Genomic DNA, 25,750 nt, shown 5'->3' with positions numbered 1-25,750 from the left:
CGGCATCGCACAAGGTGCCGGGGCCGCTGCGTCCGCGGTACGTCAGTGACGTACGGCCCCTCAGGTGCTCAGCGCTTGACCGCGCACAGCAGCCCGTCCCCCACCGGCAGCAGCGACGGCACCAGCTCCTGGCTCTCGCGCACCGCGCGCAGCAGCTCCCGGATGCGTATGACCTCGGTGGGCTGTGGGCCCGAGTCGACCGTGCGGCCGTTGGTGAAGACGCCCTCGAAGACGACGAGGCCACCCGGACGCAGCAGGCGCAACGATTCAGCGAGATAGTCGAGGAACTCCAGCCGGTCGCCGTCACAGAAGACGAGGTCGTATCCCGCGTCCGCGAGACGGGGCAGGACGTCCAGGGCGCGGCCCGGGATGAAGCGGGCGCGGTTGCTGGCGAAGCCGGAGGCGCGGAAGGCCTGCCGGGCGAACTGCTGGTGCTCGGGCTCGGGGTCGACGGTGGTCAGGACGCCGTCGGCGCGCATGCCGTGCAGAAGATGGATACCGGAGACGCCGGTGCCGGTGCCGATCTCCGCCACCGCCTTCGCGTCCACGGAGGCGGCCAGCAATCGCAGCGCGGCGCCCGTGCCGGGCGACACCGAGCGCAGCCCCGCCTCACGGGCCCGGTCCCGGGCCCAGCGCAGGACTTCGTCCTCGGCGACGTAGGCGTCGGCGAACGCCCAGCTCGTCTGCCGGTTGCCGGTAATGGCCCTCTCCTGTCCCCGTGGTTGCCTCGGCGTGACTGTATCCGTTGCGGCCGGGAACCCGCAGATGGGACCGCGCGTTTAGAGGGGTGGGAAGACGAGCGGGGGGACACAGTTGGATCACGACGACGAGCAAGGCCGCGAGCAAGTGCTGACGCAGGCGCACCAGCCGTGTCAGCCCAGATCAAATTCTCGTAAAACCGCTTATCCGGAGCTAACGGGCGAGGTGGCTATGGTAGGGGCTCCACTGGACACCACCAGAGCCGACAGGGGAGGTGCGGCTGCGCCTGTGGATCGGGGAGGAGTGCTGCGGCGCTTCCTCGGATCGGCGGGCAGGCCGAAATCCGTGAACGACACCGCTGACCACAGCCACGCCGGCGACTACGCCCAGACCGCGACCTTCTCCACCGACGCGGACGGGCAGGCGTGGACTCCGCCCACCTGGGAGGAGATCGTCAGCACGCACAGCGGCCGCGTCTACCGACTGGCGTACCGCCTCACCGGCAACCAGCACGACGCCGAGGACCTCACCCAGGAGGTCTTCGTCCGCGTCTTCCGCTCCCTGTCGACGTACACGCCGGGCACCTTCGAGGGCTGGCTGCACCGCATCACCACCAACCTCTTCCTGGACATGGTCCGCCGCAAGCAGCGCATCCGATTCGACGCGCTGGGCGAGGACGCCGCCGAGCGGCTGCCCAGCAAGGAGCCCTCACCCCAGCAGGTCTTCAACGACGCGCACTTCGACGCGGACGTCCAGCAGGCCCTCGACACCCTCGCGCCCGAGTTCCGCGCCGCGGTCGTCCTGTGCGACATCGAAGGACTGTCGTACGAGGAGATCGCCGCGACCCTGGGCGTCAAGCTCGGCACCGTCCGGTCCCGTATCCACCGAGGCCGCTCGCAGCTGCGCAAGGCCCTCGCCCACCGCTCGCCGGAGGCGCGCGCCGAGCGCCGCTCCTTCGTGCCGCGTGTGGCCGCGCTGGGGGGAGGGGGCACGACCGCGTGAGTGGCACCCGACCCAACCCCGCCGAACGGCTCCTGGCCGAGCAGCATCTTGGCGACCGACTCTCCGCCCTCGTCGACGGAGAGCTCGGTCATGAGACGCGTGAGCGCGTCCTGGCGCACCTGGCGACCTGCGCCAAGTGCAAGTCCGAGGTCGACGCCCAGCGCCGGCTGAAGAACGTCTTCGCGGAGGCGGCCCCGCCGCCTCCCTCCGAGAGTTTCCTGGCCCGCCTTCAGGGGCTCCCCGGGGGAGGTGACCTGGACGGCGGCGGCTCGCCGCTGGGCGGGGGAGGATTCGGCGGACTGTCGGGACGGCCCGGCGCCACCGGCGTCTTCGGCGTGAAGCGCAGCGACCGCTTCGAGTTCGGATACGTCCCGGCACGCTCGCACGTCCCGGCGCTCCCCGGCTCGGACGGCGGCTTCCGGACCCACCCCGTGGGCCGTCATGACGCCGACCGCTCCGCGTCGTCGCGCCTGCGGTTCGCGTTCGTCGCGGCGGGCGCGGTGTCGCTGGCCGCCATCGCACTGGGCGGTGTCACGACGACCGCCCCGACCGACGCGGAGGCGCGCGGCGGCTCCGGGTCCGGCAGCAATGTGACGCCGGCGCGGACCCAGGGCTCCGGCACCACCACGGCACCCGAGAACCAGCGCCGCCGCGGACCCGGCCCGCTGCTCGCACAGGGACAGGGCCAGCGCTCGCTCGACACCCCGACGGCATCAACCAAGGTGTCGGCCCCGCTTCTGCCCGGAATGCCGGCCCAGCCCGCCGACCAGGAGATGCACACCCTGACGGCGCCCGTGGTGGCCGGCGCGGCAGCCATGTCCCCGCTGATACGTCCGCTCAGCGCGACCCCGCCCCTCACCCTGACCACGTGGTCCAAGGACACCGTGACCACGGCGACTCCGGGCCTGCTCGCCGCACCCGTCCCCGACGCGACGTCGTCCTCCTCCGCCTCTTCGGCCAGCGACCGCTGACCAGCCTCTGCGCAGCGGCCCACGAACCTGATTGAATCCGGGGTGGGCCGCGCGCCGTGCCTGTCGGCCGGGCGCGCAGTGGACGAACCGCGGTCGCCGTTGTCGCCGCGTGCAGGTGGGGGAGGTAGCACGAAGTCGCCGGTTTCCCGAGGGAAGTCGAGCGCGACAGCGCAGAGTTGAGTAGGCGTTCGGCCTGGCGGTTCCTCGGAGGCGTGCCAGGGAACCACGGCCGATCGACGGCCGCTCCACGCAGGCTGCCCAGCCGGACTCCGGCCGTGTCCGTGCGGACGCGGCACCGAGCGAGGCGTCCTACTCGAGCCACGGTCAGCAGCGAGTAGGAAGCAGAGCATGAACGAGGGGAAGCCCGCGAAGGCGAAGTGGTGGAGCCGGTCTCGGCCGCAGGAGACGGCGCCGGGTGTTTCGGACATGGCGTCGGCAAGTGCCGGTGAGCGGGGCGCCGCTGCCTACGCGGACGGTGACTTCGAGCTGGCGCGGCCGGTGGCGAGCGCGGCCGGCGACGGTGCGGCTTCGGCGGACGGTGACTTCGAGCTTCGGCCTGCTTCTGGTGGCGGCGACTTCGAGCTGCCGCCTGCCGCGAGCGGCGGTGGGGCGGTATCCGCTGACGGCGACTTCGAGTTGGAGCGGCCCGCCGAGGATGCCGGTGCCGTGATCGCGGAGTCTGCCGACGGGGCAGCCTCGGCTCCCGAGGACCCCGCGGATGAGCGCCCCAAGCCCCTGCACGACCCCGACCCCTACAGCACCCCGCCCTACGGCGAGCCCGGCCCCTGGGCTCCCGCCCCGCCGGTCCAGCACCCGGCGACGACGCCCGCGCACGGGACCGCCGCACCGATGCCGTCCCCGCCCGCTTCGCCCGCCCCGGCGCAGGGCGCTCAGGCTCCGGCGCACCCTGCGCCCGTGCCCTCGGCCGCAGCCCCGGTCCCGGCCGTCGGCGTGTCCGCCCCCGCCCTCGCCGCCGCTCAGGCTGTCGGTGTCCCCGCTCCCGCGTCGGCCCCGGTGGCCCCAACCGGTTCCGTCCCGGCGTCGCCCCCGGGCATGCCCGCCCAGGAGTCACCTTCGGTGCACGGCGCCGCAACCCCGGCCATCCCCGCCCAGCCGACACCCGCACCCCCCATCACCCCCCACCCCACCACCCCTCACCCCACCGACACCCCACCCCCCACCAACCCCTGGCAGAACTACGACCCCTGGGCCCAGCCCGCGCCCCTCCCCGCCGCCCCCCTCCAGCAGAACGGCGCCGCTGTCGCCAGCCGGCAGCAGCGGCGTAAGCGGGCCAAGAAGGTGCTTCTCGTCGGAGCGCTGCTGCTCGCGCTGGTGTCGGGGGGCGTCGGTGGTGTCGTGGGGGCGTATCTGGAACGCAACGGCGGTGTGGGGGACGTGGAGCTGCCGCAGGCCGGCGCCGAGTCCAGCGGGCGGGCGCCGGACAGTGTCGCCGGGATCGCCGCGCGTGCCCTGCCCAGTGTCGTGACGCTGCATGTCAGCGGCAGCGAGGAGCAGGGCACCGGCACCGGGTTCGTGCTCGACGACCGCGGGCACATCCTCACGAACAACCACGTCGTCGAACCGGCCGGCGACGACGGCGAGATATCGGTGACCTTCCACAGCGGTGACACCGCCAAGGCCACCGTCGTCGGACGGGACGCAGGCTACGACCTCGCCGTCGTGAAGGTCAGCCGTGTCAGCGGGCTCACACCCCTGCCGCTCGGCAACTCCGACAACATCCAGGTCGGTGACCCCGTCGTCGCCATCGGCGCACCCTTCGACCTGGAGGGCACCGTCACCTCCGGCATCATCAGCGCCAAGGAGCGGCCCATCACGGCCGGCGGCGAGAGCGACGGGAGCGACGTGTCGTACGTGGACGCGTTGCAGACCGACGCCCCCATCAACCCGGGGAACTCCGGCGGCCCCCTCCTCGACGCCCAGGGCCGGGTCGTGGGCATCAACTCCGCGATCCGTTCCGCCGACAGCGGCTCCGAGCTCGACGGCGGCCAGGCCGGCTCCATAGGCCTCGGCTTCGCCATCCCGGTCAACCAGGCCAGGCGTGTCGCCGAGGAGCTGATCAACACCGGCAGGGCGACCCACCCGGTCATCGGCGTCACCCTCGACATGGACTACGCCGGCGACGGCGCCCGGGTCGGCACCAAGGGCAGCGACGGTGGCCCCGCGGTCACCGAGGGCGGTCCCGGCGACAAGGCCGGCATCAAGCCGGGCGACCTCATCACCGAGGTCGACGGACAGCGTGTCCACTCCGGCGAGGAACTCATCGTCAAGACCCGCGCCCACCGCCCCGGCGACCGGCTCGAACTGACCCTGGAGCGCGGCGGCAAGGAGGTCACGATCTCCCTGACGCTGGGCTCGTCCAGCGGGGACTGAGCGCGAACCGAGCGGGGAACGACCGGGGACCGAGACTCACAGAAACCTCTCAACGTGGCCCGTGTCACCACCCCGCACGGGCCCTGACAAGGCAAACAACCCGGAAAACCGCACGCCCACCCGCATTCGGAGGCCTCGGGACAGTACCGGTCGTAGCGGATCGCCGGGTACCGTGGATCCGGCCCGGACCACGGAACCACCCAGACCGCCGAGGGCCGAGGGCCGAGGACCGAGGACATCGCAAGGAGCTTCAGGTGTTCAATGACATAGGACCGCTCGAGCTGGTGACGCTCGTTGTCCTCGCCGTGCTCGTCTTCGGTCCGGACAAGCTCCCGAAGCTCATCCAGGACGTCACGCGGACGATCCGCAAGATCCGCGAGTTCTCGGAGAGCGCCAAGCAGGACATCCGGCAGGAACTGGGCCCGGAGTTCAAGGACTTCGAGTTCGAGGACCTCAACCCCAAGACGTTCATCCGCAAGCAGCTGGACAACGACGACCTGGGGCTGAAGGAGATCCGTAACGGCTTCGACCTGAAGAAGGAGATGGCCGAGGTCACCGACTCCGTCCACGGACGTGACTCGGAGTCGTCGTCCCCCTCCGGCTCCGCCGCGTCCTCCGGCGGCAGCATCGACATGACGAAGAAGCCCGAGGGCCCCCGCGAGGAGCGCCCGCCCTACGACGCGGACGCCACCTGAGTCGTACGAACAGGGGAGCGGGCGCCGCTCATACGTGACGCTTCTCATACTCCGCCCGGGTCGCGCACGGCCTGAACCTGCCGTCTGCGCGCTCCACGCGCCGGGCGGTTTCCCGGCCGCCCAGAGCGGTGTGGCTATGCTGCCGAGTTGTTGTGCGGACCGGACGAGTACGCCCGAAGGGGGGCGGGCCGGGCTGGTCCGGCGAGAGCGAGGAGGCGTCCGGGCACATGGACACGACGAGTCATACGACGAGTCGCGCAGTCGCGCAGGAACCGGCCGCGGAGAGCGGACAGCAGGTCCCCTCTGCCCGGCACACGGTCGACGGCTACCTGCTGGCGCCCTTCCCGTGGTACGGCCTCGACGAGGCGTTCACGGGGCCGCGCTGGCTGATGCAGGTCGGGACGGCGGCCGACGGCGCCGTGGAACACGGATCGATCGGGCACGGCGACGAGCCCTCCGTACGGCATGAGGGGACGGAGGACCGGCAGAAGTTCGCGGTCGTGGTGACCGTCGCGGCGAATCCGTCCCGGCGGAGCGCCGACGGTACGGGGCTGCTCGAGGCCACGTCGGTGTCCTCGGCGGCGTGGCTCGCAGGGGTGGGGCTGCTGTCGTTCACCTGGCCGGGACAGATGGACCACACGCTCCGCGACGACTGGCTGGAGCAGCAGACCGAGACGGCGTGGGCCCTCGCGGACGACCTGGCCGGTCCGGACTGGTCGACCCTGTCCCTGCCGGTGGACGGGGTGCCCACGCCCTTCCACTACCGGGAGTCGGAGTTCGGCTGGGTGCTGGCCGGGTCCACTCAGACCGGGGTCCATGTGGGGGCGTACGGGAGAGGCATGAGCGCGTACGGTCTCGGCTTCGCCATGATCAAGGACATCGCCGCCTACGCATGACAAAGGGGCGCCGCACGTGGTGCGGCGCCCCTTCGACGTAGGGCTGGGGGCGTGTCAGAACTTGTTCTTCGGCGTGATCCCCAGCGACAGTCCCGACAGACCCCGCTGCCGTCCTCCGAGCTTCCCCGCGATCGCGCGCAGCGCGGACCCCGCCGGGCTGTCCGGATCCGTCAGGACCACCGGCTTGCCCTCGTCGCCGCCCTCGCGGAGGCGGACGTCGATGGGGATGTTGCCGAGGACCGGGACGTTCGCGCCGGTCGTGCGGGTGAGGCCGTCCGCGACGACCTGGCCGCCGCCCGTGCCGAAGACGTCGACCATCTCGCCGCAGTGCGGACAGGGCAGGCCCGACATGTTCTCGACCACGCCGACGATCTTCTGATGGGTCTGGACGGCGATGGAGCCGGCCCGCTCGGCGACCTCGGCCGCGGCCTGCTGCGGGGTCGTGACGACCAGGATCTCGGCGTTCGGGACCAGCTGGGCGACGGAGATCGCGATGTCGCCGGTGCCGGGCGGCAGGTCGAGGAGCAGGACGTCCAGGTCGCCCCAGTACACGTCCGCGAGGAACTGCTGGAGCGCGCGGTGCAGCATCGGACCGCGCCAGACCACCGGGGCGTTGCCCGGCGTGAACATGCCGATGGAGATGACCTTCACGCCGTTCGCGGACGGCGGCATGATCATGTTCTCGACCTGGGTCGGACGCCCGTCCGCGCCCAGCATGCGCGGCACGCTGTGGCCGTAGATGTCGGCGTCGACGACGCCCACCTTGAGGCCGTCGGCCGCCATCGCCGCGGCCAGGTTGACCGTCACGGACGACTTGCCGACGCCGCCCTTGCCGGACGCGACCGCGTACACGCGGGTCAGCGAGCCCGGCTTGGCGAAGGGGACCTCGCGCTCGGCGGTGCCGCCGCGCAGGGCGTTCGCCAGCTCCTTGCGCTGCTCGTCGCTCATCACGTCGAGCGTGACGTCGACGCGGGTGACGCCGTCGACCCGGGAGACCGCGTCCGTCACGCGCTGCGTGATCGTCTCCCGCATCGGGCAGCCGGAGACCGTCAGGTACACGGTGACCGCGACCGCACCGTCCGCACCGATCTCCACCGACTTGACCATCCCCAGTTCGGTGATGGGGCGGTTGATCTCGGGGTCGTTCACCGTCGCCAGTGCCTCGCGCACCGCGTCTTCCGTAGCCATAAGGACGATGGTACGGCTCGGTGGCCATGCCCCGGTAAGCCCGTCAGCGGTCGTCTACGTCACGTCCGCGAGACCGATCTGCCGGGAATACCCCGTGCTCGCGGTGACCGTTGTGCCGCTCCTCCAGCTCCTTCGTCAGGTCCTGCAGTTCCGAGCGCATCCAGTCACGGGTGGCGACCTCGCCCAGGCCGATGCGCAGGGCGGCGATCTCGCGGGTCAGGTACTCGGTGTCGGCGATGGACCGCTCGTTCTGCTTGCGGTCCTGTTCGAGGTTGACCCGGTCGCGGTCGTCCTGCCGGTTCTGCGCGAGCAGGATCAGCGGGGCGGCGTAGGAGGCCTGCAGGGACAGGACCAGGGTCAGGAAGATGAACGGGTACTCGTCCCAGCGCAGGTCGCTCGGTGCGGCGATGTTCCACAGCACCCACACGATGATCACGACCGTCATCCAGACGAGGAACCGCCCGGTGCCGATGAAGCGGGCGACACGCTCCGAGAGCCGTCCGAAGGCCTCCGGGTCCCACTCGGGCAGGATCCGGCGGCGCGGCGGGCGGGGTTGGTCGAGGCGCGCGCGAGGCGCCCGGGAGGCCGCGGTGGCGCCCGACACCGTGCGCTCGCGCGTGCTCTCACGCTCAGGAGCCATGCCCCGACCCCCCCTCGCCGACGCCCTCGTCCATGCGCTCGCCAGTCTCCTCGTCCAGGCGGAACTCCGTCTCCCGCCAGTCGTCGGGCAGCATGTGGTCCAGTACGTCGTCCACGGTCACCACGCCCAGCAGCGACCCCGAGTCGTCCACGACGGGCGCCGCGACCATGTCGTACGTCGCGAAGAACCCTGCGACGACCGGCAGTGCGGCGTCCGGCTCCAGTGCCTCCAGGGCTTCGTCGAGCAGCGCGCTGACCAGGGTGTACGGAGGGTCGCGCAGCAGGCGCTGGAAGTGGACCGTGCCGAGGTACTTGCCGGTGGGTGTCTCGTCGGGCGGGCGGCAGACGTAGACCTGGGCGGCGAGGGCGGGGGACAGGTCGGGGTTGCGGACGCGGGCGAGGGCGTCGGCGACGGTGGCGTCGGGGCGCAGGATGATCGGCTCGGTCGTCATCAGACCGCCGGCCGTGTGCTCCTCGTACGCCATCAGGCGGCGCATGTCGGCCGCGTCGGCGGGCTGCATCAGGCTCAGCAGCCGCTCCCGCTCGTCCGTCGGGAGCTCGCCGAGCAGGTCGGCGGCGTCGTCCGGGTCCATGGCCTCCAGGACGTCGGCGGCGCGGTCGTCCTTCAGCTTGCCGAGGATCTCGATCTGGTCGTCCTCGGGGAGCTCCTCGAGCACGTCGGCCAGGCGGTCGTCGTCGAGGGCGGCGGCGACCTCGGCGCGGCGCTTGGGGGAGAGGTGGTGCAGGACGTTGGCGAGGTCGGCGGGGCGCAACTGCTCGAAGGTGGCGAGCAGGCTCTCGGCGCCCTGGCCCTGCTCCTCCAGGGAGAACCCGGTGACGGCGGACCACTCGACGGTCAGCGACTCGCCCCTGGCCCGCCGGAAGGCGCCGCTCCTGCCGCCCTTGCGTACGAACACCTTGTCGATCTCCCAGTCCCGGCGCGCCGGCAACTGCACGACCGACAGATCGAGGACAGTGACCTCCTCGCCGGTCTCGACGAGGGTGACGCGCCGGTCGAGGAGCTCGCCGAAGACGAGGCGCTCGGTGGGACGCTGCTCGAAGCGGCGGACGTTGAGCACGCCGGTGGTGATGACCTGGCCCGACTCGACGCTGGTGACGCGGGTCATGGGCAGGAAGATGCGGCGCCGGGTGGACAGTTCGACGACGAGGCCGAGCACCCGCGGGGGGCGTCGGCCGACGCGGAGCATGACGACCAGATCGCGGACGCGCCCCACCTGGTCGCCGTTCGGATCGAAGGCGGCGATGCCGGCGAGATGCGAGACGAAGATCCGGGGAGCGCCGGCTGCCATGGCTGAGGCTCCTTTGCGTCCGGGGTGTGCGGTGTTGCTGTCGCGGGTGCGCTGGCCGTGCGGCATATCCGAATTGCCCGCTCGGGTGGGCTTCAGGCTAGCCCGTCCGGATCCGATACGCCCTGGTGAGAGGTCCGGACGGACTGGCTCCGCCCGGCGGGTGACGTGCCGGTACGCTGCCGTACGCCGCTCAGGTCCCACGACAGAAAGGCAGCCCCACCTGTGACTGCGATTCCCCAGGGTCGTACGCGCCGGGCCGCGCTGGTGACCGCCATGTGCGCCCTGGTCGTGTCGGGAACGGGACTGACCGGATGCAGCGAGGACCCGGACGAGGGCACCAACGGGGTCGGGAAGCTGCCGGCCGCCGAGATCCAGCGCAAGACCCGTGCGGCCGCCGAGTCCGCCGAGGCGGTGCGCCTGTCCGGGAACGTGGTGACCAGCGGGCGTACCTACAAGCTGGACATGCGGCTGAAGTCCGAGGGCGCGGCGGGGTCGGTCACCGCGCAGGGGTCGACGTTCCAGCTGCTGCGGATCGGTGAGCAGCTGTATCTGAAGGCCGACGCCGGGTTCTGGAGCGACGCGGGCGGCGACGGCAAGGCGGATGCCGCGGCCGTGGACAAGCTGAGCGGCAAGTATGTGAAGGTGCCGCAGGGCGACCCGGCGTACAAGAAGTTCAGCGGCTTCACCGACAAGGACGTGCTCCTCGACGGCCTGCTGACCCTGCACGGCGCGCTGGCCACCGACGGCCACCACGAGCAGGAGGGCACCCGCACCATCCGCATCACCGGCGACAAGGGCTCCGGCGGCACCCTCGACGTCTCCCTGGAGGGCACGCCGTACCCCCTGCGCCTGACCCGGGGGGGCGGCGCGGGCACGCTGACCTTCGCGTCCTGGGGGGACGACTTCCCGCTGGAGAAGCCCAGCAAGGGCGACACAGTGGACTACGGCAAGCAGCTGCCGACGTCGTGACCGCCTAGCGGCGCCGTTTCTTCTTGAGCAGCAGACGCGGCAGCCCCGCCGGGATCGGCTGGCGGGTCGTCGCCGGGGAGGGCAGCGGGGCCTCGGCCAGGGAGCCGTCCGGCAATGCGGCCCTGGTGCCCGTCGGCTCCAGGCGCAGCACCCGGCACTCGCTCGCCCAGCGGGACGGCATGGCCTCGCCGTCGGGCGCGTTGAGGCGCTTGCCCTTCAGCTCGGCGACCGTCGCCTCCCACTGCTCGGAGCCCGAGGTGAGTTCGACGACCTTCGCCGACCAGGAGACCAGCCGGCCGCCCTTGTCCTTGCTGCGGACCGTCACCTCGGCCGTGGCGCCGTCCGTGAGTCCCGGCAGCGGCTGCTCGCCCGGACCGTCGCCGACGACACACGCCGCACCCTCGTGCCACACGTGCCACAGTGCTCGGGCCGGGTGACCGGGCCCCTTGACCCAGATGAGGCCGGACTTCTTCGTGGCCTCCTCGACGAGGGCCTGGTCGAGCAGCTCGCTTGTCATGGCCCAAGACTATCCAGCCGTGCCAAGGCCGGTCGGGGCCGTCCGCACGCATCCGGCCCGGTCAGAGCCAGCCGTTCCGCTTCAGCGTGCGGTGGATGCCCAGACAGATGGTGACCGTGATGCTCATGATCACCGGGTAGCCGTACTTCCAGTGCGTCTCCGGCATGTAGTCGAAGTTCATGCCGTACACACCGCACACCATCGTCGGTACGGCGATGATCGCGGCCCACGACGTGATCTTCCGCATGTCCTCGTTCTGGGCGACGGACGCCTGCGCGAGGTTGGCCTGGAGGATCGAGTTGAGCAGCTCGTCGAAGCCGATGACCTGCTCGTGCACGCGCGCGACATGGTCGGCGACGTCGCGGAAGTACTTCTGGATGTCCGGGTCGATCAGCCGCATCGGACGCTCGCTCAGCAGCTGCATGGGACGCAGCAGTGGCGACACCGCGCGCTTGAACTCCAGCACCTCGCGCTTGAGTTGGTAGATCCGCCCCGCGTCGGTACCGCGCGGCGTGCCCTTGCGCCCCGGCGAGAAGACCTCCGTCTCCACCTCGTCGATGTCGTCCTGCACCGCGTCGGCGACGGCGACGTACCCGTCGACGACATGGTCGGCGATGGCGTGCAGCACGGCCGACGGACCCTTGGCGAGCAGCTCGGGGTCGTCCTGGAGGCGGTGCCGCAGCGCGCGCAGCGAGCCCTGACCGCCGTGCCGGACGGTGATGAAGAAGTCCCGTCCGGTGAAGCACATGACCTCGCCGGTCTCGACGATCTCGCTGTTGGCGGTGAGTTCGTCGTGCTCGACGTAGTGGATGGTCTTGAAGACGGTGAACAGGGAGTCGTCGTAGCGCTCCAGCTTCGGGCGCTGGTGAGCCTGCACGGCGTCCTCGACGGCCAGCGGGTGCAGCCCGAACTCGCTTGCGATACCGGAGAATTCGGCCTCGGTCGGCTCGTGCAGGCCGATCCAGACGAAGCCGCCGTCCCGGCGCACCTGGCGCATCGCCTCGTGCGGGGTCAGGCCCCCCGGGGTCTCGACCCGGGCGCCGTGCCGGTAGACGGCGCAGTCGACGACGGCCGAGGGCGTCGCGGGGTCGCGGGTGGTGTCGTACGCGCCGTTGTCCTTGCGCAGCGAGACGCGGGACGGGCGGACGACGGCACGCAGGTCGCGGATCATCGACATGAGCAGGCTCCTTCGCGACGGGCAACGAAGCGTGGAGGACCGCGGCACGGTTGGAACTGCCCGGAATGGGGACGTCCTGACCTCAGGATGTTTGGCACGTCCACAAAGCGGGGAGCACCGCACCGTCGCGGTGATGTGGGCTTCGTTGCTGATTCAGATCGGACCGATCAGGCAAAGCGAAACGAAGTGCTCTTCCGCGTGAGGACGCGAGCATGAAAGGCGGCGGTCGGCGAGAGGACAGCCGAATCAGCTACATCAGCGGCGGGAAGAGCGAGTGGTACTGCACGGTCGACTTCGATCCATGACAGCCCCACCTCCTCCGGCCGGTCCCTCGTGAGGGACGTTCCATACCCCGTTCGGGGTTCCCCGTAGGGGAGTCTCAACCTCCGCGCCGGGACTCGATCGCAAAGCTTCCGCATGCTGCCCCGAACACCGGGCAAGAGTATCAGCCGACTGAAGTGTCAAGGCGCTGCTTTGCCCGGTACTGACGAGTTCTATGCTCGCGGCATGGCTGATGTTCTCCCCCTGGTCGAGGCCCGGTTGCGCACCGCGCTCGGCGAACCGGACGCCCGCGCGGCGGTCACCTTTCTCGGTACGGAGCGCATCGAGGTGCTCCGTTTCCAGCAGGGCGACATCGTCCGCTACGCCACGCTCGGCATGTCCGCGCAGCCCATGAACGACCCCACCGCGATGGTCGCCGACCCGGTCAAGGGCCCGCGCACGGAGCTGGTCCTCTCGGTCCGCGCCGGGGTCGCCGACACCGACAAGGTGCTCCGTCCGCTCGCCGTGCTCGCCGCGTCCCCGCAGGTCGAGGGTGTGATCGTGGCCCCCGGTGCCTCCCTGGACGTCGGTGAACCGCTGTGGCCCGGCGCTCCGTTCACCACGGTCCTGGTCGCCGAGCCGGGCGGCCTGGTCGAGGACCTGGAACTCGACGAGCCCCTCGATCCCGTGCGCTTCCTGCCGTTGCTCCCGATGACCCCGAACGAGGCGGCCTGGAAGCGCGTGCACGGCGCCCAGGCCCTCCAGGAGCGCTGGCTCTCGAACGGGACGGACCTTCGGGATCCCGCCCGCAGGTCCGTCCCGCTGGAGTGAGTAACCTCACCAGCTGGTGGCCGAAAACCGTCAGTTGGCGAACACGGTGACACTGTCCTCGGTAGCGTGCCGTGCCTCCAGCTCCTCGGCCTCGTTCGTGAGCGCCCTGCGCCGTACGACGACCACGAGCGCGCCCGCCGCGGCCGTCACCGCCGCCACCACGAACGGGATGCGGAGGCTGCCGGTCCACTCCTCGATCCTCGGCGCGAAGTAGGGCGCGGCCGCCGCCGCGAACCAGCGCACGAAGTTGTAGCCCGCGCTTGCCACCGGGCGCGGCGCGTCCGAGACGCCGAGGGCCAGTTCCGTGTAGACGGTGTTGTTCACGCCGATGAAAGCGCCGGACAGGATCGTGCAGACGGCGGCGGTGGTGTGGTCGCCGTAGCCGAGGACCAGCACGTCCACCGCGAGCAGCGTCAGCGAGCCGCCGAGCACCTTCAGCGAACCGAACCGCTTCTGCAGACGCGGCGCCACGATCACCGAGAACACGGCGAGCAGCACACCCCAGGCGAAGAACACCGCGCCCGACCGGTACGGGCTCATGTTCAGCACGAAGGGTGTGAAGGCCAGCACGGTGAAGAACGTGTAGTTGTAGAAGAACGCCGAGATGGCCGCGGACGCCAGGCCGCCGTGGCCGAGCGCCTTGATCGGGTCCAGCAGCGAGGTCTTGCGGGCCGGCTTGGGCTGCTCCTTCAGGAACGCCGCGATGCACAGGAAGCCGACGGCCATCAGGAAGGCCGTACCGAAGAACGGGTAGCGCCAGCTGGCGTCGCCCAGCAGCGCGCCCAGCAGCGGGCCGCACGCCATGCCCAGGCCGAGGGCGGACTCGTACAGGAGGATCGCCGCGGCGCTGCCTCCCGCCGCAGCGCCGACGATGACGGCGAGGGCGGTGGAGACGAAGAGCGCGTTGCCGAGCCCCCAGCCCGCCCGGAACCCGACCAGTTCGCCGACCGATCCGGAGGTGCCGGCGAGCCCGGCGAAGACGACCACGAACGCGAGGCCGAGCAGCAGGGTCCTGCGGCCGCCGATGCGGCTGGAGACGAAGCCGGTGATCAGCATCGCCACGGCGGTGATGAGGAAGTACGAGGTGAAGAGCAGGGAGACCTGGCCGGCCGTGGCGTTCAGGCCGCCGGCGATGGACGGCAGGATCGGGTCGACGAGTCCGATGCCCATGAAGGCGACGACGGACGCGCCGGCGGTCGCCCACACGGCCCGCGGCTGCCGTAGGAGGCCGCCCGCTCCCGCGTCGAAGGGGTCCATGCCGTTCTCCAATCCGGACTGAGGTGGTTGGCTGACCTGCAGAATATGTTAGCCAAGCTAATTAATGCAAGCTACATCTATATTCTGACGGGATCCGGGTTTGCCGGACCGGTTCCGCCCGGACGGGTGATCGTCCTTGACGTGACGCAGTAGGGGTAGGACCGTGGGGGCCTATGAGGGGCGAACCCAGTTGCCCGAAGTGTGGTGGCCGGGTCAGGGCTCCCGGTCTCTTCGCCGACACCTGGCAGTGCGATGTGCACGGCACCGTGCATCCGGTGCAGCCCGTGATCCCGCCCAGCGTCGAGGCCCTCGATGTGGTCGTGCACCGTACCCAGGTGCCGGTGTGGATGCCGTGGCCGCTGCCGATCGGCTGGCTGTTCACCGGGGTGGCAAGCGCCGGTGACGACCGCAGTGGCGGCAGAGCGACCGCCGTGGCCTGCTCCGGACCCGGCCCGCTCGGCGGCATGGGCGAGCTGATCCTGGTCGCCGAGGAGCTCGGCGTCGGCCTCGGCGCACGCTACGCCGGCACCGACGGTCCGGACCCGGGGCCGTACATGAACGTCGAGAAGCCACCCCAGGCCAAGGTTCTCGCCGCCGGGCGTCCGACGCCGCTGTGGCATGTGTCGGGTACGCCCGACGATCGTGCCGTGTTCGCGGGAGAGGCGCTCGGGATGTGGCTGTGGGCCGTGGTGTGGCCCGAGCAGTCGGGGTTGTTGATGTACGACGAGCTGGTGCTGACCGATCTGCGGGACGCGGGGGCCGAGGTGGAGCTGGTGCCGTGCGGAGCGTTGTCGCCGCGCTTGCTCGGGCCGTAGCGCCCGCCGGGGGCGGGGGTGTCGTTCGTCCGGCGGCTGCGGGTCGTTCGTGGTCGGTCGCGCGCTTCCCCGTGCCTGTGGGGTGGCGAGTGTAGGGGGCGCTCGTGGCGTGCGGGTGTGACAGGGGTCGTTGAAAATACGGTTATCCTTGAGCGGTCCCTTCCGTATCGTCATCGACTGGAGTTCGCGTCGTGCGTATCGATCTGCACACCCACTCCACCGCTTCCGACGGTACGGACACGCCGGGCGAGCTGGTGCGTAACGCCGCCGCGGCCGGGCTCGACGTCGTTGCGCTCACCGATCACGACACCACCCGTGGGTACGCCGAGGCCATCGCCGCGCTGCCGGAGGGGCTCACCCTCGTCACGGGCGCCGAGCTGTCCTGTCGTATCGACGGCATCAGCATGCACATGCTGGCCTACCTCTTCGATCCCGAGGAGCCCGCGCTGCTCGCCGAGCGGGAGCTCGTGCGCGACGACCGGGTGCCCCGGGCCCAGGGCATGGTCGCCAAGCTCAACGGGCTGGGCGTGCCCGTCACCTGGGAGCAGGTCCTGCGGATCGCCGGGGACGGCTCGGTCGGGCGGCCGCATGTCGCCACCGCGCTGGTCGAGCTCGGGGTCGTACCGACCGTGGGCGACGCCTTCACCGAGGACTGGCTGGCCGACGGCGGACGGGCCTTCGTGGAGAAGCACGAGACCGACCCCTTCGAGGCGATCCGGCTGGTCACGGCCGCGGGCGGCGTGACGGTGTTCGCGCACCCCGCCGCGAGCAAGCGGGGCCGTACGGTGCCGGAGGCCGCCATCGCCGAGCTGGCCGCGGCCGGGCTCGACGGCATCGAGGTCGACCACATGGACCACGACCCCGACACACGGGCGCGACTGCGCGGGCTGGCGAAGGAGCTGGGGCTGCTGGTCACCGGGTCCAGTGACTACCACGGCAGCCGCAAGACATGTGTGCTCGGCGAGTACACGACGGACCCCGAGGTGTACGGGGAGATCACGCGGCGGGCCACCGGGGCGTTTCCCGTGCCGGGGACCGGCGGGGTCTGAGGCTCACCCCGTCACACTCCGCACGCTCGCGTCCCGTTCGTTCCGTTTCTCCGCAAGGCACCCATGTTCGACGTTGCCGTCTTCGGCTCCCTCTTCCTGACCCTGTTCGTCATCATGGATCCCCCCGGGATCACCCCGATCTTCCTCGCGCTCACCGCCGGCCGGCCGGCCAAGGTGCAGCGGCGGATGGCCTTCCAGGCCGTCTGTGTGGCGGGCGGTGTGATCGCGGTGTTCGGGCTCCTCGGCCACCAGATCCTCGACTATCTGCATGTCTCCGTCCCCGCGCTGATGATCGCGGGCGGGCTGCTGCTCCTGCTGATCGCGCTCGACCTGCTCACCGGCAAGACGGACGAGCCCAAGCAGACCAAGGACGTCAATGTCGCCCTGGTCCCGCTGGGCATGCCGCTGCTGGCCGGGCCGGGCGCGATCGTGTCCGTCATCCTCGCCGTGCAGAAGGCCGGCAGCGTCGCCACGCAGGTCTCGGTGTGGTCGGCGATCCTCGCCATCCATGTCGTGCTCTGGCTCGTGATGCGGTACTCGCTGCTGATCATCCGGGTCATCAAGGACGGCGGCGTGGTGCTGGTGACCCGGCTCGCGGGCATGATGCTGTCGGCGATCGCCGTGCAGCAGATCATCAACGGGGTCACCCAGGTGATCCAGGGCGGCTGAGCCCCATGGCCGGGAAGCTCTCGATGCGCGAAGCCCCCGTACGGCGTGTGCCGTACGGGGGCTTCGAAGCTACTGCGGTGATCCGCGCCTGTTATGAGGCCGTGGTCTCGGCCGGTCGGATCCAGAGCCGCTGGCCGGTCGCTGCGGCCTGCTGAACGATCCGGTTGACGGAGGCGGCGTCCACGACGGTGCTGTCCACGGGCGTGCCGTCGAACTCGTCGAGTCGCATGATTTCGAAGCGCATTGGCTTCTCCCTTCGTCTGGTCATCCTCCTGAGGAGAACTACTTGGTCACACGGGTATCAACCTGCTTCGCGTCGCAAACATTCCCTACGCTAACGAAATTTTTTCAGTGTCTAAATACTGACCGGTAAACGGCTGGTCGGTGATCAAGGGGGGACCGACCGGGACCGGTTGTGTTCGCAGCGTGACCGCCGGGACAATGTAGGCAATGAACGACGACCTCGGCGCACTCGCCGCCCGCATCGACCGCACCAACGAGCTGCTGCAACGCATGCTCGCCGAGGTGGCGAAGACGCCCTCGACCCACGCGATCTTCGTCGACGCGGGATACCTGTACGCGGCCGCGGGGCGGCTGGTCGCCGGGACGGAGGATCGCCGGGCCTTCGATCTGGACGCCGAGGGACTGATCGAGGCGCTCATCGACCGGGCGCGCACGATCTTCGCGGACAGCAGGCTGCTGCGGGTCTACTGGTACGACGGCGCGCGGCGCCGCATCCACACCGCGGAGCAGCAGTCGATCGCCGAACTCCCCGATGTGAAGGTGCGGCTGGGCAACCTCAACGCCAACAACCAGCAAAAGGGCGTCGATTCACTGATCCGGACCGATCTGGAGTCCCTGGCCAGACACCGCGCCATCAGCGACGCGGCCCTGCTCGGCGGGGACGAGGACCTGGTGTCGGCGGTCGAGGCGGCGCAGGGCTACGGGGCGCGGGTGCACCTGTGGGGGATCGAGGCACCCGAGGGCCGTAACCAGGCCGAGCCGCTGCTCTGGGAGGTCGACAGCCAGCGCACCTTCGACCTCGACTTCTTCAAGCCGTACGTCTCCCGGCGCACGGCCGCCGCGTACGAGGCGGCGGGGGCCCGGCCGACGCGGGAGGACGTCCGGTTCGTCGGCGCCCAGATCGCGGCGAAGTGGCTCGCCGCGCGGGGACGGGAGTCGCTGGTCGAGCTGCTGCCCGGGCATCCGTACCTTCCCGGGTCGGTGGACCAGGATCTGCTCGTGGAGGCGGAGGGCTTGCTCCAGTACTCGCTGCGAGGACAGGCGGATCTGCGGCGGGCGCTGCGGGACGGGTTCTGGGAGCACCTTCAGGCGCAGTACTAGCCGTGCCCTGCCGGTACTAGGCGTCAGCGCTGTTGATGGTGTCCCAGAAGTCGGCCACGGCCTGGGCCGTGCGCAGGGGCTGGTCGGCGTTGGGGGAGTGCTCGGCGCCGGGGATGACCGTGCGGCGGGCCTTCAGCCGGGTGGCCATGTCGTCGAGGACCGGGACCGGCCAGGTGTCGTCGGTGGCGCCCGACAGGACGTGGAACGGGAGCGGGAGGGCGGCGAGTTCGTCGACGCGGTCCGGCTCCGAGCACAACTGACGCCCGGTGGTGATGAGTTGGGCGGGCTTCGTGCCGAGCCATCGGCGGCGCAGCAGTTCCTGGCCGCCGATGCCGCGGGCCGGGCCGCCGACCTCCTCCGGGGGCCCCATCGCGCGGATCGCCTCCCAGGTCTCGGCCATCGTCATCACCGCGAGGGCGTCCCGCAGCAGCTTCACTCGCTGCTGCTGGGAGTCGGAGATCTGGGCCGGGCCCGACGCCATGAGGGTCAGTGACCGGAACGGCGTGTGGTCGAGGAGGACCGCCGCGCGGGAGATCTGGCCGCCCAGGGAGTGGCCGAGGAGATGGATGGGGCCGTTGCTGGCGCCGAGAGCCGATGCCTGGGCGAGGACGTCCCTGGCCAACTCGCCCCGCGCGTAAGCGGATTCGTCGTCCTCGGGTCCGTCCGACTCATGCTGTCCGCGTCCGTCGATAGCGACGGTGCGGTAGCCGCGGTCTGCCAGCGGCTCGTGCATGAGTGTGAAGTCCTCCTTGCTGCCCGTGAATCCGGGGAGCAGCATGGCGACGCCTCGGGGTTCGACGCCGGGGGTGGCCGGGTGGTCGACGACGGCGAAGGTGCCGCGGGTGGTGTGGAGGGGGTAGGCGCGGGCGTTCGGGGGCGGGGTGAAGGCGGGTTGGGTGGTCACGGGGGGAGGGTAGCCGGTGCCGTCCAGGGGATTCGCCCCCCGCCGCCCCTACCCGTCCCGTCCCTGGGGCTGCCGCCCCCAGGGCCTCGTCCTGAAGCGCCGGACGGGCCGGCGGGTGGTGCGGTGGCCTTGGAGGGCGGGACCGGCCCGCTCGGCCCGGGAACGCCGACGGCCCGGCCCCGCGTGCAGCGGGACCGGGCCGTCGTAAGGGAGATCAGCCCTCCGTCGGCTCCGCGGCGGCCGTGGCCTTGCGGGTGCGGCGGACCTTGGGCTTCGCCTCGGCCGTACCGTCGGCGGCCCCCACGGTCGCCGCGGCCTTGCGGGTGCGGCGGCGCGGGGCGGGTGCCTCCGCGGCCGCCGGCTCCTGCGTGGCCTGGGCCGGGATGCCGGCGACCTCGGCGGCCTCGGTGGACGCCGCGGTCTTGCGGGTGCGGCGCGCCTTGGGCTTGGCCTCGGTGGCTTCGGCCGTGTCCACGGCGGCCTCGGCCGAGGCCGCCGTCTTGCGGGTCCGGCGGGGCTTGGCCTCGGCGGCCTCCGGCTCGGCCACGGTCGCGGCAGCCTTGCGCGTACGGCGCGGCTTGGCTTCCACAGCCTCGACGACGTCCACTGCGGCTTCGGCGGTGGCCGCCGCCTTGCGCGTACGGCGCGGCTTCGTCTCCACGGCCTCGGCCGTGTCGACGGCGGCCTCCGCGGCCTTGCGGGTGCGGCGTGCCTTCGGCTTGGCCTCGGCGGCCTCCGGCTCCTGGGCCGGCTGGGCCGTCTGGGCCGGAATCTCGGCGGCCTCGGTGGCCACCGCGGTCTTGCGGGTGCGGCGCACCTTGGGCTTGGCCTCGGCGGCCTCGGCCGTGTCGACGGCGGCTTCCGCTGCGGCCGTTGCCTTGCGGGTGCGGCGGCGCGGTGCGGGCTCCGTCGTCTCCGGGGCCTGCTGTACGGGCTCGGTGACGGCCTCGGCCGTGTCGAGCGCGGTCTCCGCCGCGGCCGTCGCCTTGCGGGTGCGGCGGCGAGGCTTGGTGGCGGGGGCCTCCTCGGTCTCCATCGGCGCCGTGGCGCTCTCGGACGGCTGTACGGCCTCCGCGACCGGCGCGTTCTCCGGCGAAGTCACCGCCGGCTCCGCCGACTTGCGCGTACGGCGGCGGCGCGGCTTGGCCGCGGTGTCCTCGGGGGCGTCCAGGGACGGGCCCTCCGCCGTGGTGACGGCGGCCTCTGCGGCGTCCTCGGCAGCCGTTGCCACGGCCGGGGTCTCGGTCAGCGCTCCATTGCGGGTGCGGCGACGGCGGCGCGGGGTGCGCGCTGCCGTGACGGACTCCGCCGGGGTGGCCTCGGCGGTCTCCTCCGGGGTCCCGGAACCGGCGGCAGGCACCGACGCCCCGTCCAGCGGGGTCCCGCCACGGGTACGGCGGCGACGACGCGGGGTCCGCGCCGGGCGCTCACGGTCCGACGAGGAGGAGCGGGACTCGTCCCGGCCGCCCCCGCCCCGGCCACCGCGAGCGCGTGCACCGCGCCCGCCGGTCTCGCCGAGGTCCTCCAGCTCCTCCGCCGCCAGCCCGGCGCGCGTGCGCTCCGCGCGGGGCAGGACACCCTTGGTGCCGGCGGGGATCTTCAGTTCCTCGAAGAGGTGCGGGGACGTGGAGTACGTCTCCGGCGGGTCGTTGAAGTTCAGCTCCAGCGCCTTGTTGATCAGCTGCCAGCGCGGGATGTCGTCCCAGTCGACCAGCGTGATCGCCGTACCCGTGTTGCCCGCGCGGCCCGTACGGCCGATGCGGTGCAGGTACGTCTTCTCCTCTTCCGGCGACTGGTAGTTGATGACGTGCGTCACGCCCTCGACGTCGATGCCGCGGGCGGCGACGTCGGTGCAGACGAGGACGTCCACCTTGCCGTTGCGGAAGGCGCGCAGCGCCTGCTCGCGGGCGCCCTGGCCGAGGTCGCCGTGGACCGCGCCGGCGGCGAAGCCGCGCTGCTGGAGCTGGTCGGCGAGGTCGGCCGCCGTGCGCTTCGTACGGCAGAAGACCATGGCCAGTCCTCGTCCGTCGGCCTGCAGTATGCGCGCGACCATCTCGGGCTTGTCCATGTTGTGCGCGCGGTAGACGAACTGCGCGGTGTTGCGCACCGTCTGGCCCTCGTCGTCCGGCGCGGTGGCGCGGATGTGGGTGGGCTGCGACATGTAGCGGCGCGCGAGGCCGATGACGGCGCCCGGCATGGTCGCCGAGAACAGCATGGTCTGGCGGCGGGCCGGCAGCATGTTGATGATCTTCTCGACGTCGGGCAGGAAGCCCAGGTCGAGCATCTCGTCGGCCTCGTCGAGCACGAGCGCCTTGATGTGCTTGAGGTTGAGCTTCTTCTGACCCGCGAGGTCCAGCAGTCGGCCCGGGGTGCCGACGATGACGTCGACGCCCTTCTTGAGGGCCTCGACCTGCGGCTCGTACGCCCGGCCGCCGTAGATGGCGAGAACGCGGACGTTACGGACCTTGCCGGCGGTCAGCAGGTCGTTGGTGACCTGCGTGCACAGCTCGCGCGTGGGGACGACGACGAGCGCCTGCGGGGCGTCGGTGAGGGACTCGGGCTTGGCGCGTCCGGCCTCCACGTCGGCGGGGACGGTGACGCGCTCCAGGAGCGGGAGACCGAAGCCCAGCGTCTTGCCGGTGCCGGTCTTGGCCTGGCCGATGACGTCCGTGCCGGAGAGGGCGACGGGGAGGGTCATCTCCTGGATGGGGAAGGGGTTGATGATGCCGACGGCCTCAAGGGCCTCGGCGGTCTCGGGAAGGATTCCGAGCTCTCGGAAAGTCGTAGTCAGGGTGCTGCCTCTTCTGTGTGCGCGGTGCGAGGCGAGCGCGGGGGTCGTTGACGGACCGTGCCGGGGACGTCGGCTGCCATACGGATTGGCCGTAGGACACGGGACCACTGCCGACGCTCTAGCGCTCGTACCGCTGAGGGTGTCCCTCCGGTCGTCGTACGCACAGTGCCGTACGGCCAGGGAGGGCTGTCGGGTCGGAGCCGATCGGGCCACCGACCGGGCATCCTCATAACGTGCGGCCCGTCGAATACATCAGAGTACTCAGCGGGCGCATTACCACCATACCCCGGAAACGCGCACATGCGATGGCCGAATTGGTCACGTAGTCGGCGTCACAGTGATTGACCAGGGACTTCCGTGGCGCGGCGAGCGGGCTATTGTGCGCTTCATGACGACGCCTGACCACACCCCTGATGCCTCCGACACCGCCGACTCGACCGTCGAACACACCGGGGGCGCCGCCCAGGACTGGGCGCGGGCCTCCGCCGATCCGCAGTACCGGGCCGCTGTCATCGACCTGCTCGGCGCGCTGGCCTACGGGGAGCTGGCGGCATTCGAGCGGCTGGCGGAGGACGCCAAGCTGGCGCCGACGCTGGCGGACAAGGCGGAGCTGGCGAAGATGGCGTCGGCGGAGTTCCACCACTACGAGAAGCTGCGGGACCGGCTGACCGAGGTCGGGGCCGAGCCGACCGAGGCGATGGAGCCGTTCGTCGCCGCGCTGGACGGCTTCCACAAGCAGACGGCGCCTTCGGACTGGCTGGAGGGCCTCGTCAAGGCGTACGTCGGTGACTCGATCGCCAGTGACTTCTACCGGGAGGTCGCGGCGCGGCTCGATTCGGACACGCGCGGGCTGGTGCTCGCCGTGCTCGACGACACCGGGCACGCGTCGTTCGCCGTGGAGAAGGTGCGGGCCGCCATCGACGCCGATCCGCGGGTGGGCGGCCGGCTCGCGCTGTGGGCGCGGCGGCTGATGGGCGAGGCGCTGTCCCAGTCGCAGCGGGTGGTCGCCGACCGGGACGCGCTGTCGACGATGCTCGTGGGCGGGGTCGCGGACGGGTTCGATCTGGCGGAGGTCGGCAAGATGTTCTCGCGGATCACCGAGGCGCACACGAAGCGGATGGCTGCCCTGGGGCTTGCGGCGTAGGTGCCGGGCCTCTTCATCGCGTGAGATTGCCCGGACCGGCGTCGGCGGTGGCCATCGGCGTCACTCCTCCGGCGGCCGGTCCTCAGGGTCTACGCGGTCGCCGAGTGACGGCTCAGTCTTCCCGCGGGGCGTACCAGCAGGGAGAGGGAGGCGGCGGAGACGATCGCCGCGCCGACGAGGATCACGAAGAGGTTGCCGAAGTCGAGCGCGGTGTGCGTGATGAAGGCGCCGAAGAGCGCTCCGGCGACACCCGTCGGCAGCACCAGCGAGCGGGCGGGCAGGCGGTGCGGCAGGCGGCGTGCGGCGGCCCATGCCAGGGCCAGGCCGAGGATCGCGGAGCTGAGCGCTTCCAAGAGCATGTTGGGGTCCCTCCCACATGGCCGACCTGCTCGAAACGGTCGTAGCCCGTCATACCCCTGACCTGCGGAATGCAATCCTCCCCTGTGAGCGGCCTGTGCTCCGTCCGTGGACATGACGGGAGGGCCCGGCGACCGTCGTCGCCGGGCCCTCCCGTCATGTCTGTGCAGGCGGTACGCCCTTTTTGCACCGCGGCTTTCTACAGCGCGCCGAAGCCCACCTTGCGCGGGGCCGGCTCACCGAGCTCCACGTAGGCCAGACGGTCGGCCGGGACCAGGACCTTGCGGCCGTGCTCGTCCACGAGGCTCAGCAGCTGCGTCTTTCCGGCCAGCGCCTCGGCCACCGCCCGCTCGACCTCCTCGGCACTCTGCCCGCTCTCCAGAACGATCTCGCGGGGCGCGTGCTGCACGCCGATCTTGACCTCCACGGCTATGTCCCTCCGACGGTCAGTGAAGTGCGCGACCTTGCGCGCCGTACCCAGCACACATTAGCCCGGTGAGGGGACGTACACGCTCCGCCCAAGAACGCCAACAGCGAACAGCGGGCGGGAACAAACGTCCCCCAGGGGTGAGCGAGCGTCAGTGGTGCTCGCTGCCGTGCAGCGGGAAGCCCGCGATACCGCGCCATGCCAGTGATGTCAGCAGCTGGACCGCCTGGTCGCGCGGGACGCTGCGGTCGCTGTGCAGCCAGGAGCGGGCCACGACCTGGGCGAGGCCGCCGAGGCCGGAGGCGAGCAGCATCGACTCCGCGCGCGAGAGGCCGGTGTCCTCGGCGATGACGTCGCAGATCGCCTCGGCGCACTCGTTCGTGACCTTGTCGACGCGCTCGCGGACGGCCGGCTCGTTCGTCAGGTCCGACTCGAAGACCAGGCGGAAGGCGCCACCGTCGTCCTCGACGTACGCGAAGTACGCGTCCATCGTCGCGCGTACGCGCTGCTTGTTGTCGGTCGTCGACGCGAGCGCGTTCCGTACGGCCTGGATCAGGGATTCGCAGTGCTGGTCCAGCAGCGCGAGATAGAGGTCGAGCTTGCCCGGGAAGTGCTGGTAGAGCACCGGCTTGCTGACGCCGGCGCGCTCGGCGATGTCGTCCATCGCGGCCGCGTGGTAACCCTGCGCGACGAATACTTCCTGGGCGGCGCCCAGCAACTGGTTCCGTCGGGCACGGCGCGGCAGGCGGGTGCCCCGCGGGCGTGCCGCCTCTGTCTGCTCGATGGCTGTCACGCCGCCTCCCAATGTCGTCCACATGCGGTGTGCGCCGCGACGCCATCGTACTTTTCGGTAACCCTGGTGTGCGCGGTGCGAGCGCAGAATTTCACGGACCGGACGGTGACGAAAGTCGCGCAGAAGGTTTGAAACCTGGATGGAACGGGCAAGAGTCGCCCTCTTTTCGGCTCTGTCCTGCTCAACAGCCTCACGCGTGCGTCGGTGTCACCGGTAGTCGTCCTCGTCGATGGAGACGACGCGTGCCTGCTCGATCAGATCGGCCTCGCTGGCGCGGTCCGGGTCCACGCCGGTCAGCGGGTCGTCCCGGTCGGGCTTGACGTCGGCGTGCTGCTCGGCCGCGTCGGCCGGGGGTGCCTCGACGTCGAACTCCTCGAACTCCTCGGACTCGTCGGTGTCGTCGTCCACGAACGTGTCGGGGTCGGTCGGATCGACGGCCATGACGGGCTCCCTTCCTAGAACGTCCCCGGGGGGACAACGTCCCTGGGTGAAGCAGGGGTCCACATCCGGGTGCCCTGCGTACGAGCCTAGGAGACACCGGATCCGGACGCTATGCGATCCGCGGGGGATCTGCGGGCGATTCGGGCGTGTCCCGGGCGGCTTCTGTGAGGGCGGTGCGCAGGGGCGGGTTTCCCGGGTCGCCGGCTGCCATGT

At 71.1% G+C, this 25,750-nt stretch carries 26 protein-coding genes; 12 read left to right on the top strand and 14 right to left on the bottom strand.

All coding sequences use genetic code 11. From position 1 onward, the window contains the following. Positions 1-68: 68 nt before the first annotated feature. Positions 69-767 (bottom strand): O-methyltransferase, encoded by a 699-nt coding sequence (locus tag ACZ7NC_RS11385; protein ID WP_471487174.1) that lies wholly within the window; start codon positions 765-767, stop codon positions 69-71. A gap of 235 nt (positions 768-1,002) precedes the next feature. Between ACZ7NC_RS11385 and sigE the strand changes: the two genes are divergently transcribed. The 5 genes from sigE (at position 1,003) to ACZ7NC_RS11360 (ending at position 6,654) form a co-directional block, all read left to right on the top strand. Beyond that, entirely contained in the window at positions 1,003-1,701 is a 699-nt protein-coding gene (gene sigE, locus ACZ7NC_RS11380; protein ID WP_471487173.1) for an RNA polymerase sigma factor SigE, read from the top strand. Beyond that, positions 1,698-2,672, top strand: coding sequence for an anti-sigma factor family protein (locus tag ACZ7NC_RS11375; protein WP_471487042.1), 975 nt, complete (start codon positions 1,698-1,700; stop codon positions 2,670-2,672). Before sigE ends, ACZ7NC_RS11375 begins: the two co-directional genes overlap by 4 nt. A gap of 348 nt (positions 2,673-3,020) precedes the next feature. After that, the gene (locus ACZ7NC_RS11370) at positions 3,021-5,063 is read left to right on the top strand and encodes a S1C family serine protease (protein WP_471487040.1); all 2,043 of its coding nucleotides are present in this window, start codon (positions 3,021-3,023) and stop codon (positions 5,061-5,063) included. A 254-nt stretch (positions 5,064-5,317) separates the two neighbouring features. Next, positions 5,318-5,758, top strand: coding sequence for a sec-independent translocase (locus ACZ7NC_RS11365; RefSeq protein ID WP_471487038.1), 441 nt, complete (start codon positions 5,318-5,320; stop codon positions 5,756-5,758). 227 nt (positions 5,759-5,985) lie between these two features. After that, complete coding sequence (locus tag ACZ7NC_RS11360) at positions 5,986-6,654, top strand: hypothetical protein (RefSeq protein WP_471487036.1); 669 nt, start codon at positions 5,986-5,988, stop codon at positions 6,652-6,654. 54 nt (positions 6,655-6,708) lie between these two features. Here ACZ7NC_RS11360 and ACZ7NC_RS11355 read toward each other — a convergent pair whose 3' ends face one another. The 3 genes from ACZ7NC_RS11355 to ACZ7NC_RS11345 are packed head-to-tail and all read right to left on the bottom strand — an operon-like array spanning position 6,709 to position 9,791. Beyond that, positions 6,709-7,842 carry an Mrp/NBP35 family ATP-binding protein gene (locus tag ACZ7NC_RS11355; protein WP_471487034.1) on the bottom strand — a complete coding sequence of 378 codons (1,134 nt, stop codon included), beginning with the start codon at positions 7,840-7,842 and terminating at the stop codon, positions 6,709-6,711. A gap of 43 nt (positions 7,843-7,885) precedes the next feature. After that, positions 7,886-8,482, bottom strand: coding sequence for a DUF1003 domain-containing protein (locus tag ACZ7NC_RS11350; protein ID WP_471487032.1), 597 nt, complete (start codon positions 8,480-8,482; stop codon positions 7,886-7,888). Further along, positions 8,472-9,791: a magnesium transporter MgtE N-terminal domain-containing protein gene (locus ACZ7NC_RS11345; RefSeq protein WP_471487030.1), complete on the bottom strand. Its 1,320-nt coding sequence runs from the start codon at positions 9,789-9,791 to the stop codon at positions 8,472-8,474. The genes ACZ7NC_RS11350 and ACZ7NC_RS11345 overlap by 11 nt, the downstream gene beginning before the upstream one ends. Before the next feature lie 222 nt (positions 9,792-10,013). On the opposite strand from ACZ7NC_RS11345, the gene ACZ7NC_RS11340 reads away from it, so the two are divergent. Continuing rightward, entirely contained in the window at positions 10,014-10,760 is a 747-nt protein-coding gene (locus tag ACZ7NC_RS11340) for a hypothetical protein (protein WP_471487028.1), read from the top strand. Between the two features lie 4 nt (positions 10,761-10,764). Here ACZ7NC_RS11340 and ACZ7NC_RS11335 read toward each other — a convergent pair whose 3' ends face one another. Then, the gene (locus ACZ7NC_RS11335; RefSeq protein WP_471487027.1) at positions 10,765-11,277 is read right to left on the bottom strand and encodes a hypothetical protein; all 513 of its coding nucleotides are present in this window, start codon (positions 11,275-11,277) and stop codon (positions 10,765-10,767) included. Between the two features lie 61 nt (positions 11,278-11,338). Then, positions 11,339-12,454, bottom strand: coding sequence for a magnesium and cobalt transport protein CorA (locus ACZ7NC_RS11330; RefSeq protein WP_471487025.1), 1,116 nt, complete (start codon positions 12,452-12,454; stop codon positions 11,339-11,341). A gap of 507 nt (positions 12,455-12,961) precedes the next feature. On the opposite strand from ACZ7NC_RS11330, the gene ACZ7NC_RS11325 reads away from it, so the two are divergent. Then, positions 12,962-13,546, top strand: a complete 585-nt coding sequence (locus ACZ7NC_RS11325) for a suppressor of fused domain protein (protein ID WP_471487024.1) — start codon at positions 12,962-12,964, stop codon at positions 13,544-13,546. Positions 13,547-13,576: 30 nt separating this feature from the next. Here ACZ7NC_RS11325 and ACZ7NC_RS11320 read toward each other — a convergent pair whose 3' ends face one another. Continuing rightward, positions 13,577-14,803 (bottom strand): MFS transporter, encoded by a 1,227-nt coding sequence (locus ACZ7NC_RS11320; protein WP_471487022.1) that lies wholly within the window; start codon positions 14,801-14,803, stop codon positions 13,577-13,579. 173 nt (positions 14,804-14,976) lie between these two features. Here ACZ7NC_RS11320 and ACZ7NC_RS11315 point away from each other — a divergent pair, with 173 nt between their 5' ends. The 3 genes from ACZ7NC_RS11315 (at position 14,977) to ACZ7NC_RS11305 (ending at position 17,336) form a co-directional block, all read left to right on the top strand. After that, on the top strand, positions 14,977-15,618 hold the full coding sequence (locus ACZ7NC_RS11315) for a DUF6758 family protein (RefSeq protein ID WP_471487020.1): 642 nt from the start codon (positions 14,977-14,979) through the stop codon (positions 15,616-15,618). A gap of 191 nt (positions 15,619-15,809) precedes the next feature. Further along, entirely contained in the window at positions 15,810-16,667 is an 858-nt protein-coding gene (locus ACZ7NC_RS11310) for a PHP domain-containing protein (RefSeq protein ID WP_471487018.1), read from the top strand. A gap of 63 nt (positions 16,668-16,730) precedes the next feature. After that, the gene (locus ACZ7NC_RS11305; RefSeq protein WP_471487016.1) at positions 16,731-17,336 is read left to right on the top strand and encodes a MarC family protein; all 606 of its coding nucleotides are present in this window, start codon (positions 16,731-16,733) and stop codon (positions 17,334-17,336) included. Between the two features lie 91 nt (positions 17,337-17,427). Here the strand turns inward: ACZ7NC_RS11305 and ACZ7NC_RS11300 are convergent, their stop codons facing one another. Continuing rightward, positions 17,428-17,580, bottom strand: a complete 153-nt coding sequence (locus ACZ7NC_RS11300) for a hypothetical protein (RefSeq protein WP_093747204.1) — start codon at positions 17,578-17,580, stop codon at positions 17,428-17,430. A gap of 206 nt (positions 17,581-17,786) precedes the next feature. Here ACZ7NC_RS11300 and ACZ7NC_RS11295 point away from each other — a divergent pair, with 206 nt between their 5' ends. Beyond that, positions 17,787-18,680, top strand: a complete 894-nt coding sequence (locus tag ACZ7NC_RS11295) for an NYN domain-containing protein (protein WP_471487013.1) — start codon at positions 17,787-17,789, stop codon at positions 18,678-18,680. 16 nt (positions 18,681-18,696) lie between these two features. Here the strand turns inward: ACZ7NC_RS11295 and ACZ7NC_RS11290 are convergent, their stop codons facing one another. Both ACZ7NC_RS11290 and ACZ7NC_RS11285 read right to left on the bottom strand, forming a co-directional pair. Next, the gene (locus tag ACZ7NC_RS11290) at positions 18,697-19,584 is read right to left on the bottom strand and encodes an alpha/beta fold hydrolase (protein WP_471487011.1); all 888 of its coding nucleotides are present in this window, start codon (positions 19,582-19,584) and stop codon (positions 18,697-18,699) included. Positions 19,585-19,798: 214 nt separating this feature from the next. Further along, positions 19,799-22,282 carry a DEAD/DEAH box helicase gene (locus ACZ7NC_RS11285; RefSeq protein WP_471487009.1) on the bottom strand — a complete coding sequence of 828 codons (2,484 nt, stop codon included), beginning with the start codon at positions 22,280-22,282 and terminating at the stop codon, positions 19,799-19,801. Positions 22,283-22,754: 472 nt separating this feature from the next. On the opposite strand from ACZ7NC_RS11285, the gene ACZ7NC_RS11280 reads away from it, so the two are divergent. After that, entirely contained in the window at positions 22,755-23,519 is a 765-nt protein-coding gene (locus tag ACZ7NC_RS11280; protein WP_471487007.1) for a ferritin-like fold-containing protein, read from the top strand. Positions 23,520-23,608: 89 nt separating this feature from the next. On the opposite strand, the gene ACZ7NC_RS11275 is transcribed toward ACZ7NC_RS11280, so the two are convergent. The 4 genes from ACZ7NC_RS11275 to ACZ7NC_RS11260 all read right to left on the bottom strand — a co-directional run bounded on the left by ACZ7NC_RS11275 (position 23,609) and on the right by ACZ7NC_RS11260 (position 25,537). After that, positions 23,609-23,878: a hypothetical protein gene (locus ACZ7NC_RS11275; protein ID WP_383418027.1), complete on the bottom strand. Its 270-nt coding sequence runs from the start codon at positions 23,876-23,878 to the stop codon at positions 23,609-23,611. A 197-nt stretch (positions 23,879-24,075) separates the two neighbouring features. Then, positions 24,076-24,303 (bottom strand): DUF3107 domain-containing protein, encoded by a 228-nt coding sequence (locus ACZ7NC_RS11270; protein ID WP_031058845.1) that lies wholly within the window; start codon positions 24,301-24,303, stop codon positions 24,076-24,078. Between the two features lie 151 nt (positions 24,304-24,454). Continuing rightward, positions 24,455-25,096 carry a TetR/AcrR family transcriptional regulator gene (locus ACZ7NC_RS11265; RefSeq protein ID WP_031479313.1) on the bottom strand — a complete coding sequence of 214 codons (642 nt, stop codon included), beginning with the start codon at positions 25,094-25,096 and terminating at the stop codon, positions 24,455-24,457. 207 nt (positions 25,097-25,303) lie between these two features. Further along, entirely contained in the window at positions 25,304-25,537 is a 234-nt protein-coding gene (locus ACZ7NC_RS11260; protein ID WP_471487005.1) for a hypothetical protein, read from the bottom strand. Positions 25,538-25,750: the final 213 nt, after the last annotated feature.

The organism is Streptomyces sp. NPDC111802 (assembly GCF_055634335.1).
The sequence above is the reverse complement of the archived record's forward strand: the minus strand, read 5'-3'. Positions and strand labels throughout refer to the sequence as shown.